This is a genomic window from Pseudomonas sp. JUb42 (genome assembly GCF_024807945.1).
Taxonomy (GTDB): Bacteria; Pseudomonadota; Gammaproteobacteria; order Pseudomonadales; family Pseudomonadaceae; genus Aquipseudomonas.
Genome location: NZ_JANUFD010000017.1, coordinates 89,338 through 102,560, shown reverse-complemented (window position 1 = coordinate 102,560; position 13,223 = coordinate 89,338). Strand labels below are relative to the sequence as shown.

Here is a 13,223-nt window from a genome sequence, read left to right as displayed (position 1 = left end):
TTTGGTTGGGCTGTGTTTTGTCAAAGCAGCTCAGGCCACACGCCCAAGCTTCAGCACCTGGGCAAACACGCTGACCGGCTGGGCGCCGCTAAGGATCTGTTGGTTGATGCGCATGCTCGGCACCGACTGCACACCGTCCTGGCGCGCCTGGCTCTGTTCGCTGAGCAACTCGGCCACGCCTTCGCCGGAGGCAAGGAAGCGCAGGGTCTCGTCGCGGTCGCGGTTGAAGGGGGCGGCGATATCGGCCAGTACGCTCGGCTCGCCGATATCCAGACCGAGGGCGAAGTAAGCGCGGAAAATCGCCCGCACCAGTGGCCGGGCATCGCCACCGTCCTGCTGCTCGCGCCAGACCAGACGATGGGCGGCGAAGGTGTTCGGGGTCTTTTCGATCAACTCGTAATTGAATGGCAAACCCGCCGCCGCACCGGCCTGAGTGACTTGCGCATCCATGGCCTGGCTGCGCGCCCAGCTGCCGAACTTGGCGCTGCGGTATTCCCGGCGGTTCATGCCTTGTTCCGGCATATCGGGATTGAGCTGATAGGGCACGAAATGCACGCGCACCTGGCTTTCCAGGCCGGTCTGTTCCAGGGCACGGTCGAGATTGCTCTCGCCGATCCAGCACCAGGGACAGATAAAATCGGAGATGATTTGCAGGTTCATGGCGTTCTCGAAGTCAGTGATTGCAGGCCTCCACGTTAGAGTGACTGACTGATTTCGAGAATCCGGCGGCGGCGCAACGCAGCGTTGCGCAAATGACAAGAAGGCTGATCAGACCGGGCGCAGCTGCATCACTTCTTCGAGGAATTCGATAAAGGCGTTGACCCGTTTCGAGCCACGGTGGTTGGGCAGGTACAGGGCGGAAATTGCTGGAATGGCGTTGTTGGGCGTAATCGCCCAGGGCTCGAACAATCGTGTCAGCTGACCGCTGACGATATCGCCGTCGACCAACCAGTCCGGCAGCAGGGCCAGGCCGACGCCGGCCAGGGCCGCTTCGCGCAGCACTTCGGTGTTATTGCTCTTGACCCGGCCACTGACCGGCACCCGCAGTTCTTCGCCATCGCTGACGAAGTTCCAGATCTGCTGCGCCGAGCTGTAGTTGAAGCGCAGGCAGCTCAGGCCGGTGAGGTCCTGGGGGGATTCGGGCAGGCCGGTTGCAGCCAGGTAGGCGGGGCTGGCGACCACAAAACGCTGGAAGTTACCCAGATGACGGCTGACCACACCGTCCATGGGCGCCGCCGAGCCGAGGCGGATCGACAGGTCGATGCGTTCGCTGACCAGGTCGACGATGCTGTCGGTCAGGGTGATGTCCAGCTCCAGTTGCGGGTGCTTCTGCATCAGTCTGCCCAGATAGGGCACGATGCAGCGCCGACCGAACTCAACCGGCAGCGATACCCGCAGCTGCCCGGCCGCCAGCTCGCCGCGATCATTGATCTGCGCATCGGCTTCGGCCATGTCTTCGAGAATCTGCCGCGCCCGCAGGTAGTACGTGGCACCGGCTTCTGAAACTGTGACCTGGCGAGTCGAACGATTGAGCAGCACCGCCCCCAGCTCGGCTTCCAGGCTGTCGATCATCCGCGTTACCGAAGAGGTGGCAATGTTCAACTGCCGCGCGGCAGCGGAAAAGCCCTTGGCGTCGACACTGGCGACGAACATCTTCAGGGCGAGCAGTTTATCCATGTAAGCCTCGGGTCGGTGGTGGTGGTGGTGGTGGTGGTGGTGGTGGTGCAGTTGTGGGAGCGAATTCATTCGCGAAGAGGCCGGTACCCGACACCTATATAGCGTCTGAAACAGCGGCTTCGCGAATGAATTCGCTCCCACAGAATTCGCTCCCACGGGATTCGCCCATGTAGTGATGGGGGCAGTGATAGCAGAAAGCGCGGCGGCTGTCCGCTGTTGGAGCGAGGCTTGCCCGCGAATCGCCGGTACATCCGCTACATCGCTAGCGCCTGAACTATTATTCGCGGGCAAGCCTCGCTCCCACAGGAAATAAAAAATGCCCGACCTGAAACCAGGCCGGGCATTTCTTTTTACCTCAGTGCACCCCGCTGTTACTTGGGCTGCAGCTGCTCACGCATGCTCTTCACATCGCTGGCCGACACCGCCGGGGCGGCGTTGCCCCAGCTGTTGCGTACGTAGGTCAGCACGTCGGCGACGTTGTCATCCGACAGGTTCCAGCCAAACGCCGGCATGGCCGGAGCGGTCGGCGCGGCGTCGGTGGCACCGGCGCGGCTGCCGCTGAGGACCACGCGAATCAGCGAGGCCGGGTCGTCGCCATTGACCAATGGTGCCATGGCCAGTTTCGGGAACAGATGGGCTGCGCCTTCACCGCTGGAGATATGGCAGGCCGAGCAGCGATCGGCGTAGATCGCCTTGCCCGCGACCATGGCCGGGGTGTTGGCTGCCAGAGGTTTCGGCGCTTCGCTCGGCTTGGCGCCGTCCTTCAGGTATACCGCCACGGCCATCAGGTCTTCGTCCTGCCAGTGCTGGGACGAGTGCTCGACTTCTTCGGCCATGGGTCCTGAGGCGATGTCGAAGCGGTTGGCGCCGGTCTTCAGGTACTGGACGATATCGGCCTCGCTCCAACTGCCGATGCCGCTGTGGCCATTGGCGGTGATGTTGGGTGCGACCCAGCCTTGCAGATTGGCGCCGCCGAGGAACTGATCGGCCTTGTCGCCACCGGTCAGGCCCTTCGGCGTGTGGCAGGTGCCGCAGTGACCCAGGCCTTCGACCAGATAGGCACCCCGGTTCCATTGCGCCGATTTCTGCGGATCGGGCTTGAATTCACCCTGCTTGAAGTTCAGCAGGTTCCAGCCGATCAGGCTGCTGCGCACGCTGAACGGGAAGGGCAACTGGTTGGTCTCGACCTTGTTGTCCACCGCATCGACGGTTTTCAGGTAGGCCCAGATCGCCTGGTTGTCTTCGCGACTGACCTTGGTATAGGCGGTGTACGGCATGGCACCGTAGAGCAGCTTGCCGTCCAGGCCATGACCGCTGGACATGACATTCTGGAAGTCTTCAAAGCTCCAGCGGCCGACGCCGGTGACCTGATCAGGCGTGATGTTGGCCCCCAGCAGTTTGCCGAACGGCGTATCGATGACCACGCCACCGGAAAACATCGGTTTGCCCGGCAGGGTGTGGCACGCGGCGCAGTCGCCCAGGGTGGTCAGGTAGCGGCCCTTTTCCACGATGTTGTAGGAGTCGGCGCCAGTCGCGGCATGGGCGATATTCAGGCTCAGGCCGAGCACGCCGATGCAGGTCGCAAGTAGAGTTTTCATAGGGTGATCATCTCCCCAGGGCGTTTCAGGTAGCGGGTGCGAATGGCGTCCGCAGCCTTGAAGGCCAGCGCCGCAACGGTGCCGGTGGGGTTGTAGCCGGGGTTCTGCGGGAAGGCCGAGGAGCCGACCACGAACAGGTTCGGCACGTCCCAGACTTGCAGGTATTTGTTCACCGAACTGGTCTTCGGGTCGGCGCCCATGATGAAGCCGCCGACGATGTGGGAAGACTGGTAAGGCGAGCTGTTCCAGTGGCCGGTCTGGGCACTGTCGACCATCTGCCGCGGGTTCATCGACTTGGCGATCTCATGCACCTTGCCGGTGACATAGGCGGCCATCTTGCGATCGTTCTCCGGGAAGTCGAAGGTAATGCGCAGCAGCGGGCGGCCCAGGGGATCCTTGTAGGTCGGGTCCAGGGACAGGTAGTTGGTGCGCGTGGCGTAGCTGCTCGCTTCGCAACCGATGGACATGGTGCTGGCGTAGTTCTGCACCGTGGCCTTTTTCCATTCCTTGCCCCAGGTCGGGGTGCCCGGTGGCAGCGGACGCGAATCGATGGGCGCGGCTCCGATCGGGGTGACCCGGGTGCTGCCGCCGCCGACAAAGCCCAGGCCTGCGTGGTCGAAGTTGTCGTTGTTGAATTCATCGATGCCCATGCCGATGGCGCCGCCACCGATAAACGGGTTGAAATTCTTGTCATCGAAAAACAGCCGCACGTTGTTGGCGGTCTGGTAGGCGTAATTGCGGCCCGTGGTGCCGGTATTGGTGACCGGGTCGTAGGGCTTGCCGACGCCGGACAACAGCATCAGGCGCACGTTTTCGAAGATGAACGCACTGATGACTACCAGCTCGGCCGGTTGTTCGAACTGGTCGCCGTTGGCGTCGACGAAGACGATACCGGTAGCGCGCTTGCCGGTACTGTCCATGGTCACGCGCAGCACTTCACAGTTGGTCTGGGCAGTGAAGTTGGGCTTGCGGATCAACGCGGGCAGGACGGTGGTGATGGCGCTGGCCTTGGAGTAGTTGGCGCAACCATAGTTGGTGCAGAAACCACAGAAGGTGCAGGCGCCCATGGTCACGCCAAGGGGGTTGGTGTAGCTGCGCGACACCAGTGCCGAGGGCACCGGGAAGGGCTTGTAGCCGAGGTTCTTGGCGGCTTCGGCGAACAGGGTGGGGGCGTAGGTCTGGGCGGTCGGCGGGTTCGGGTATTCCTCCGAACGCGCGCCTTCGAAGGTGTTGCCGCCTTCCTGAATCACGCCCTTGATATTGCCGGCCTTGCCTGAGATCCCGGCTAGGCGGTCGAACTTGGCGTAGAACGGCTCCATCTCTTCCCAGTCGGTGCCCCAGTCCTGCAGGGTCAGCTCGGGAGACAATTCCTTGCCGTAGCGCTCGGTGAGGTGGCTGTGCAGGCGGAACTCATTGGGCTGGAAGCGAAAGGTGATGCCGGCCCAGTGGTTGCCCGCGCCGCCGGTGCCGTTGCCGGGGTGGAACGACCCCCAGGAACGCATTGGCAGAGCGGTTTCGGTGACATTGTTGCGGATGGTGGTGGTGTTCTGCCGGGTGCGCAGCATCAGTTCCTGGCGACGGTTGTAACGCAACTCGTCGGCAGCGGAGGCCACGTTGAAGTCGGTTGCGGTATCGCGCCACGGGCCGCGTTCGAAACCGATGACGCTCAGGCCTTCATCGGCCAGTTCATTGGCGATGATGGATCCGGCCCAGCCGAGTCCGACAACCACGACATCGGTGGAAGGTAGTTTCTTGACCATGGTGGATTAACCCTTTTTGTTCCAGGCAGAGCTGCCGATGATGGAGAGCGGCACGAGGTTCAGCTTCTGGTTATGCAGCGCGATGTAGTCGCGGTAGTCATAACGGGCGCCCGGGAAACCGATCATTTTCCACGACACCATGTCGCGGTTGCCGCCGTAGATCGGGTCGGCGAAGAAGCCTTCCATGGTGTTGCCCAGCACTTGCTGGAAAAAGAACTTGGCGTCGATGCCGTCGAGGACGATGTCGCCATGTTCCAGGCCGGTCAGGACCTTGTCGCGCTCTTGCGGCGCCAGGGCGCTGAAGGCTTTCTGGTACTGCTTCTGGCAGTAGCCGGTCAGGGCGGCGATGCCCAGACGGTAGCGCTGCTGCGGCACCAACGGTGACTGGTCGCCTTGCATCGGCGTGCCTTTTGCGAACGGGCCTTGCATATAGAGACGGGCGAAGGTGCCGTATTCGCCGGCCAGTTGCCGGTCGATGAACACCGCGCAACCGGCGTCCTTGCCGCTGACACTCAGGTCATCGGCGGGAATCAGGCGCTCGACAATGGCTTCGACTTCCCGGCCTTCTTCGGCGGTGAAAAACTGCCAGCCCGGGGTGTCGTAGTGCATTGGTCCGTTATGGTCGAAAGGGACCCATTGCGGCAACCCGTTGAGGGTCGCGGCCTTGGCCGTGGCAGCCGCGCCCGCGGCAAGGGTCGTGGCGGACGACACCAGCAGTTGCCGGCGCGTCAGGCCTTTGGGGGTTTTCTCTGTCATTCAAGGCTCCTGCGAACACCTCTCTGGCAGGCACAGCAAGGCTGGCCTGTTCAAGGCTTCCAGTGTTCGCGACTAATTACGGTTTCATGCCTGGCGCCTGGCGGTACCGGGCGATGAGCACTCACGCTTGCCTGTGACATTCGGTCCTCTGGCTGGCCAGTGTGCTTATGGCGCACGCTAGGCGGGGGAGTGCCAGAGTCCTCTCTTCATCTTTTTCAAGCGTGAGAGGATGATAGATGTGTTACTAAAAGTTGCACCGCACTCATTTTGTAAATCAGTTTTGTGTGTGCTGCAACAATCAATCGGGTTTCGTGCTGTCGCCACGGTAAATCGTCCAACAGTTCCATGCTGACCGGCAGTTCTTGGTATCGTGCGCAGCGCAAAACTGCGGAAACATTTTTTTACCTGTTTTTTGTCCTTCACCGAGATGCTGTAGTAATGCCTGATCCAATTCCTTTAAAGGACCACGAGAAAGAGACCGGTCTGGTCAATCGGCGGCTGATCGCTTGCGCCCTGGTCGTGATGATCCTCAGCGCCTGCCTGGTGGCGCGCATGTATTTTCTCCAGGTCATCGAGTTCGACTATCACTCGACCATTTCCGAAAACAACCGTGTGCATGTGCTGCCGATCCCTCCGGAGCGCGGCATGATCTACGATCGCAACGGTGTGCTGCTGGCCGATAACCGGCCCAGCTTCAACCTGACCATGACCCGCGAGCGCGCCGGGGACTCCAACGAGGTGCTCAATGAATTGATGAGCATCCTCAACCTGCCGGCCGAAGACCGCATCCTGTTCGACAAGGATCTCAAGCAGGCGCGTCACCCCTTTGAACCGGTGACCCTGCTCTACGAGTTGACCGAAGAGCAGATCGCTCTGTTGGCGGTCAACCAGTTCCGCCTGCCGGGGCTGGACGTGGAGCCGCAGTTCGTACGCCATTACCCGTTGGGCGCGCATTTCGCCCATTCCATCGGTTATGTCGGGCGGATCAATGAGAAAGAAACCAAGCAACTGGACTCGGTGGACTACCGTGGCACGCAGTCTGTGGGCAAGACCGGTATCGAGAAATTCTACGAATCCGAGCTGCACGGCCATGTCGGCTACGAGGAAGTCGAGACCAACGCCCAGGGCCGGGTCCTGCGTGTGCTCAAACACACCGACCCGACCCCCGGCAAGAACATTACCCTGAGCCTGGATATTCATCTTCAAGAAGCTGCCGAAGAAGCCTTGGGCGACCGCCGTGGCTCGGTGGTGGCGATCGAGCCGGAGACCGGTGAAGTGCTGGCCATGGTCAGCAAGCCGAGTTTCGACCCAAACCTGTTCGTCACTGGCATCAGCTTCAAGGAATACGCTGCGCTGCGTGATTCGGTGGACCGGCCGCTGTTCAACCGGGTGCTGCGCGGGCTGTATGCGCCGGGCTCGACGATCAAGCCGGAAGTGGCGATTGCCGGTCTCGACTCGGGCGTGGTCACGGCCCAGACCAAGGTCTTCGACCCCGGCTACTTCCAGTTGCCGGACTTCGATCACAAGTACCGCAACTGGGCGCACAACGGCGACGGCTGGGTCGACATGGACGCGGCGATCATGCGTTCCAATGACACCTACTTCTACACCCTGGCGCACAAGCTGGGCATCGACCGTCTGCACGACTACATGAGCGAATTCGGCCTGGGGCAGAAGGTCTCCCTGGACATGTTCGAGGAAGCTTCCGGGCTGATGCCGTCGCGGGAATGGAAGCGCGCCACCCGGCGTCAGGCGTGGTTCCCGGGGGAAACCGTGATTCTCGGCATCGGCCAGGGCTATATGCAGGTCACGCCGCTGCAACTGGCCCAGGCCACTTCGCTGATCGCCAACAAGGGCGTGTGGATTCGTCCGCACCTGGCCAAGGAAGTTGGCGATGTCGCGCCGGTTGACCCAAGTCCGATGCCCAATATCGTGCTGCGTGACCCGGGCGAATGGAATCAGGTCAATGAAGGCATGCAGATGGTGATGCACGACCCGCGCGGCATCGCTCGCGCCGCCGCCGTCGGTGCGCAATACCGCATCGCCGGCAAGAGCGGTACGGCACAGGTGGTGGCGATCAAGCAGGGCGAGCGTTACGACCGCCTGAAAACCCTTGAGCGCAACCGTGACAACGCCTTGTTCGTCGGCTTTGCCCCTGCGGCGCATCCGAAAATCGTTGTGGCGGTGATGATCGAAAACGGCGAGGCCGGTGGCCGGGTTGCCGGTCCTGTGGTGCGGCAGATTCTCGATGCCTGGCTGCTGGACAAGGACGGCAAGCTCAAGCCGGAATATGCGGCGCCGGTCAAGGCGCCGGGTGATCCGAAAGTCTAGCGCTGTTGGACCCGGCACAGTCCGCCGGGTCAATGTGGATCTTGTGAGCCCGAGGTTGAAGGACTTGGGCGCGCAAATCTGTGTCGCAGACTTGCTCAACCTCAAGTCCCTGCGTCCGACCATGGTCAGTGTCGATGCCCTTTTTCCACTATATTGCCGGAAAGTATTTGTCTACCAGCGCGTATAAAATAGCTGCGGTTTCACTGTCCAGGATGCCATCGTATTTTTGCGGTCTGAAGTGTAATTGCAATGCCCGCAAAAGTGTCAGGTAACCGCTTTCGGTAGTTGCATTGGACGTGCCTTAACCATAGCGGCGCAAGTTGCCAATAACGTCATCCCTGGCGGGCAGGGCCTGATCGAATTGTTGCTGGTAACGAAGTTTGGTCGCCTCGTCATACCAGGCGCCAATACCTGCATCGTAAAGCGCCTTCCATGGAAATGCCGCGCCCGGATCGCTTTTTCTGCCTGGCGAGATATCCGAATGCCCGATGACATTGACGGGTGTGATATCTGGATAGCGCAGCAGTATGTTGGCAGCCAGTTCCTTGACAGCTTCTATTTGTATCGGGTTATACGGCGGGAAGATGAAATTCCCACCCTGGACCGTTGCCTCATTCACGATCTCGATGCCGATGGATGTGTCATTCAAGCCAATACGGCCGGCCCATTCACTGACCCCGGCATGCCATGAGCGCTCATGTTCATTGACCAGGTTAAAGATCCTCATATCTTTGAAACCTGCATTTATATAAGTTTGATCGGTGGGCTCCGGCACCAGGTAGTGAGCACTGACTAATGAGCCGGTCAGTGCGTTGATGGAGCCTTGAAAGTTCAATGCCGTATAGTGCATGACGAGAAAACGAACGCGTTGGTTGTAACTTTTTACTGCGCGGTAGCTATTGTAATCAATATTGTACATGGGCAATCCCTGCTCTATGAAGTTAGTAGAGGGGTGACCCTATCAGAAAGAATTTCGTGGGTGGGCTATGTAAATATCGGGTAATAGGATTGTTGGAATTGGTGCCAGGGCTCAGGGCACCGACCGTTACGGCCGATGCCCTTGCTCTCGCTGTGCGTTACCGCAGCTTGAAGCGTCGCACCACGGCATTGAGCTTCTCGTTGGAAGCGGCCAGGGTCGCGGTGCTTTGTTCGTTGACCGTCCCCCCGGCTACCAGCTCTTCGACGATATGGCGCACGGCAACCATATTGCGGTTGATCTCGTCACTGACCGCACTTTGCTCTTCGGCGGCAGTAGCGATCTGGGTACTCAGGTCATTGATACGCACGACCGAGTCGGTCATGCCATCCAGGCCTTCGTTGACCTTGGAGGTCTTGTCCGCAGTGGCCTGGCAGCTCTGCTTGGTTTTCTCCATGGCCACGACCGCCGCACTCACGCCTTGTTGCAGACGAGCGAGCATTTCGTTGATTTCCGAGGTGCTGGCCTGGGTGCGGCCGGCCAGGGCGCGGACTTCATCGGCAACCACCGCAAAGCCGCGGCCCTGTTCACCGGCGCGGGCAGCTTCGATGGCGGCGTTAAGGGCCAGCAGGTTGGTTTGCCCGGCGATCTCGCCGATCACCCCCAGTACCGAATTGATGCGTTCAGCATCCTGCTCCATGGCTCGCACCGTCGTGGTCGCCAGCTCCACTTCGCTGATCAACTCGCGCACGCTATTGGAGGCATCTTCCACCACCAGCTTGGAGTGGCGGGCGTTTTCGTTGGCGACCTGAGTCATGCTCGCGGTCTGCGCGGCACTGCGGGCCACGCCTTCAGCGGTGGAACTCATCTCGGTGACGGCGGTAACTGCCTGATCGGTTTCACTGGCATGACGGGTGAGAATTTTGCTGGTGCCTCGGGCCTGGCCGCGCAGTTGTTCGATGCCTTCGGCAATCAGTACCGAAGAATCCGACACCTCGGTGACCATTTTCTGCAGGTAGACCAGGAAGCGGTTGACCGAGTGGCCGACCGCGCCCAGTTCGTCTTCGGCGCGGATGACGATGCGTTTGGTCAGGTCGGCATCACCGGCCGACAGCGTATCGATGTTGGCCTTGAGTACGGCCAGGCGATTCATCAATTGGCGCAGAGCAACAATGATGATCAGCAGCAACACAATGACCATGGGGATTTGCAGGGCGGCCAGGGTGCTCAGGACTTTGCTGCTCTGGGCGGTCAGCAGAGCGGTGGGTTGTGCCACCGCCATCAGCCACGGCGTGCCTTCGATGGGTTGCAGGAAAAGGCTGTAATCGTCGCCGTCATTGCCTTTGTAGGTACTGCGCACGATGCCGCTGCCACTGGCGTTTTTCAGGCTGGTTTGCAAGGCCGCCGCAAACGCCGATTGGCCGGACAGGTCGGAGAGATTTTTAAGCACATTATTGCCAGAAATCTCTGGCTGATTACTGAGAACCTTGCCGTCTTTCTCGACGATCATCAGCAGCGCATGGATTTCCCGCTCTTTCTGCGCCACCAGCTCATTGAAGAAGCCCAGCGTCACGTCGATGGTCGAGACGCCGTAGGCCGCGCCATCCTTGCTGATGGCCATGGCGCAGTTGGTACGCGGCTCGGGGCTGGCGTCATCGCGATAAGCGTTGGCCCAGTTGCATTGCCCGGCCGGGGCCTTGAGGCCGCCGAGATACCAGGACTGCTCGAAATAATTCTGCGACTCAGGCGAGTTCCAGTGGGTGTTGACGATCAGCTTGCCGCTGGCATCGCGGTGATAAAACGTACTGTGCTTGGCCCGACCCTGCGTGCGCTTGTCCGGCAGCGGCCAGACCCCGCCACCGAAGACCTTCAGCTCGCCGTACTGATTGACCAGAAAGGGCAGCAGGCGATCGATGCTGTCGCTGTCCAGTTGCGGCACGGTTTCGGTAATGACCCGCTGCTGGGCCTGAACCTTGGCCAGCTCGGTCTTGATCACACCACCGATCTGCGCCGCTTCGTTGAGCAAATGACGCTCGTCAGTGGCGGTCAGGCTCGGGGTAATCAGCAGATTGATGCCAACGCCGGTGAGGATGGCGATCAACAGCACGAATCCGACGAATGTAGCGGTGTAACGAGCGAATATTGTTTTCATTATTGGGCTGCCGTCCGCTATGGAAAGAGGGTCTCTAGGGCCATCGGCTGCGAACGGGCGCGCATGAGGGTAGTAGGAAAATTCTTACAGGGTTTGGCGGTTTTGGCCTGATTGAGCCAAGTGGCGCGCTGAACTGTCCGTCTCACCACAGGTCGATCTAGAGCGCGCGGCACATTCGCAGCCGCGTTTTCCATTGACCTCGACAAGGAAAACCGCATGTCCAGAACGATTGCCGATCATCTCGCCCAGACCCTCGCCGATGCCGGCGTCAGCCGCATTTGGGGGGTGACCGGGGACAGTCTCAACGGCCTGACCGACAGCCTGGAGAAACTGGGGGCCATCCGTTGGATGCATACCCGGCATGAAGAGGTCGCGGCCTTTGCCGCCGGGGCCGAGGCGGCGGTGACCGGTACGTTGGCCGTGTGTGCTGGCAGTTGCGGGCCGGGCAATCTGCATTTGATCAATGGGCTGTATGACTGTCACCGCAATCAGGTGCCAGTACTGGCCATTGCCGCGCATATCCCGTCCACGGAGATCGGCCTGGGTTATTTCCAGGAAACACATCCTCAAGAGCTGTTCAAGGAATGCAGCCACTTCGTCGAACTGGTCAGCAGTGCCGAGCAATTCCCTCGGGTGCTGGAGCGGGCCATGCGCGCGGCCATCAGTCAGCGTGGTGTAGCGGTGATCGTGTTGCCGGGAGATGTGGCGTTGAGTGCTGCACCTGAAACCAAGGCGAAGTGGGTCGAAGTGCTGCCACCGCAAGTACTGCCGGGCGCGGCGCAACTGGACCAGGTCGCGCAATTGCTCAATGACTCTGGCGCCGTGACCCTGCTCTGCGGCGCCGGTTGCGCCAGTGCCCATGACGAACTGCTGGCCCTGGCCGATACCCTTGGCGCGCCAGTCGTGCATGCCTTGCGCGGCAAGCAGCATGTGGAGTACGACAACCCCTTCGATGTCGGCATGACCGGCCTGATCGGCTTCAGCTCGGGTTATCACGCCATGTTGTCCTGCGACACCCTGGTGATTCTGGGCAGCAACTTTCCTTACCGGAATTTCTATCCGGAGAACGCCAAAATCGTGCAGATCGATATCGACCCTACGGCTCTGGGGCGTCGCACGCCCTTGACTCATGGTCTGGTTGGCGGTGTGAAAGAGACCGTGGCAGCCCTGTTGCCCCGGCTTAAACGCCAGGAAAACCGCCGCTTCCTCGACAAAGCACTAAAACATTACGCCAAGGCCCGAGAAGGTCTGGACGAGCTGGCGACGCCATCAGCCGCCGGCGAGCCGATCCATCCGCAATATCTGGCAAAAGTGATCAGCGATCAGGCCGACGACAATGCGATCTTCACCGTCGATGTCGGCACGCCGACACTGTGGGCGGCGCGCTACCTGAAGATGAATGGCAAGCGCACGCTGCTGGGTTCGTTCAACCACGGCTCCATGGCCAATGCCATGCCCCAGGCCCTGGGCGCCAAGGCGGTGGACCCGCAGCGCCAGGTCGTTGCCCTGTGCGGCGATGGCGGCCTGTCCATGCTGCTGGGTGATCTGCTCAGCGTTCGCCAGCTGGATCTGCCGATCAAACTGGTGGTGTTCAATAACAGCTCCCTGGGCTTCGTCGATATGGAGATGAAGGCGGGCGGCTACGTGCCCCATGGCACCGATCTGTACGAGACCAACTTTGCCGGTATCGCCCTCGGCGCCGGGATCCTCGGCATCCGCGTCGAGAGCGCCGAAGAGCTGCCCGGCGCCTTGCGCAAGGCCTTCGACCATCCGGGGCCGGTACTGGTGGATGTGGTCACCGCCAAACAGGAACTGGGCATCCCGCCGAAAATCAAACTGGCCCAGGCCAAGGGCTTCAGCCTGTACATGCTGCGCACGGTGCTCAGCGGGCGCGGGGATGAGGTGATGGAGTTGATCAAGACCAATTTGCGCTGAGGTTCTCGAGTATTGGCAGGTCGGTGTGTGGGAGCGAATTCATTCGCGAAGAGGCAGGTGCATTCGATGAATTTTCAATGTCTGAAATACCGCTTTCG

Annotated in this window: 7 protein-coding genes and 3 pseudogenes; 2 read left to right on the top strand and 8 right to left on the bottom strand. The window is 60.7% G+C overall.

The genetic code is table 11. The annotated features are described in order from the left end of the window. Positions 1-30: 30 nt before the first annotated feature. From M2401_RS28145 to M2401_RS28125, 5 genes are all read right to left on the bottom strand, one after another. Positions 31-660 carry a DsbA family oxidoreductase gene (locus tag M2401_RS28145; protein ID WP_259108724.1) on the bottom strand — a complete coding sequence of 210 codons (630 nt, stop codon included), beginning with the start codon at positions 658-660 and terminating at the stop codon, positions 31-33. Between the two features lie 108 nt (positions 661-768). Next, a complete protein-coding gene (locus tag M2401_RS28140; RefSeq protein ID WP_259108722.1) occupies positions 769-1,677 on the bottom strand; it encodes a LysR family transcriptional regulator in 909 nt (302 codons plus the stop codon). Positions 1,678-2,048: 371 nt separating this feature from the next. After that, entirely contained in the window at positions 2,049-3,275 is a 1,227-nt protein-coding gene (locus tag M2401_RS28135) for a cytochrome c (RefSeq protein ID WP_259108720.1), read from the bottom strand. Next, on the bottom strand, positions 3,272-5,035 hold the full coding sequence (locus tag M2401_RS28130) for a GMC family oxidoreductase (protein ID WP_259108719.1): 1,764 nt from the start codon (positions 5,033-5,035) through the stop codon (positions 3,272-3,274). Before M2401_RS28130 ends, M2401_RS28135 begins: the two co-directional genes overlap by 4 nt. A 6-nt stretch (positions 5,036-5,041) precedes the next feature. Then, positions 5,042-5,791, bottom strand: coding sequence for a gluconate 2-dehydrogenase subunit 3 family protein (locus tag M2401_RS28125; protein WP_259108717.1), 750 nt, complete (start codon positions 5,789-5,791; stop codon positions 5,042-5,044). A 438-nt stretch (positions 5,792-6,229) separates the two neighbouring features. Between M2401_RS28125 and mrdA the strand changes: the two genes are divergently transcribed. Further along, positions 6,230-8,122, top strand: a complete 1,893-nt coding sequence (gene mrdA / locus M2401_RS28120) for a penicillin-binding protein 2 (protein WP_259108715.1) — start codon at positions 6,230-6,232, stop codon at positions 8,120-8,122. Between the two features lie 148 nt (positions 8,123-8,270). Here mrdA and M2401_RS28115 read toward each other — a convergent pair. From M2401_RS28115 to M2401_RS34790, 3 pseudogenes are all read right to left on the bottom strand, one after another. Then, positions 8,271-9,041, bottom strand: a pseudogene (locus tag M2401_RS28115) (N-acetylmuramoyl-L-alanine amidase). Between the two features lie 157 nt (positions 9,042-9,198). After that, positions 9,199-9,789: pseudogene (locus M2401_RS34795) on the bottom strand (methyl-accepting chemotaxis protein); the annotation flags it as partial. Between the two features lie 270 nt (positions 9,790-10,059). Then, positions 10,060-11,190, bottom strand: a pseudogene (locus M2401_RS34790) (cache domain-containing protein); the annotation flags it as partial. A 216-nt stretch (positions 11,191-11,406) separates the two neighbouring features. Here M2401_RS34790 and poxB point away from each other — a divergent pair. After that, positions 11,407-13,125: a ubiquinone-dependent pyruvate dehydrogenase gene (poxB, locus tag M2401_RS28105; protein WP_259108711.1), complete on the top strand. Its 1,719-nt coding sequence runs from the start codon at positions 11,407-11,409 to the stop codon at positions 13,123-13,125. Positions 13,126-13,223 lie beyond the last annotated feature (98 nt).

Bases quoted from the DNA above. Each gene is read 5' to 3' on its own strand.
- M2401_RS28145 (WP_259108724.1), bottom strand. From the start codon at position 660: ATGAACCTGCAAATCATCTCCGATTTTATCTGTCCCTGGTGCTGGATC.
- M2401_RS28140 (WP_259108722.1), bottom strand. From the start codon at position 1,677: ATGGATAAACTGCTCGCCCTGAAGATGTTCGTCGCCAGTGTCGACGCC.
- M2401_RS28135 (WP_259108720.1), bottom strand. From the start codon at position 3,275: ATGAAAACTCTACTTGCGACCTGCATCGGCGTGCTCGGCCTGAGCCTG.
- M2401_RS28130 (WP_259108719.1), bottom strand. From the start codon at position 5,035: ATGGTCAAGAAACTACCTTCCACCGATGTCGTGGTTGTCGGACTCGGC.
- M2401_RS28125 (WP_259108717.1), bottom strand. From the start codon at position 5,791: ATGACAGAGAAAACCCCCAAAGGCCTGACGCGCCGGCAACTGCTGGTG.
- mrdA (WP_259108715.1), top strand. From the start codon at position 6,230: ATGCCTGATCCAATTCCTTTAAAGGACCACGAGAAAGAGACCGGTCTG.
- poxB (WP_259108711.1), top strand. From the start codon at position 11,407: ATGTCCAGAACGATTGCCGATCATCTCGCCCAGACCCTCGCCGATGCC.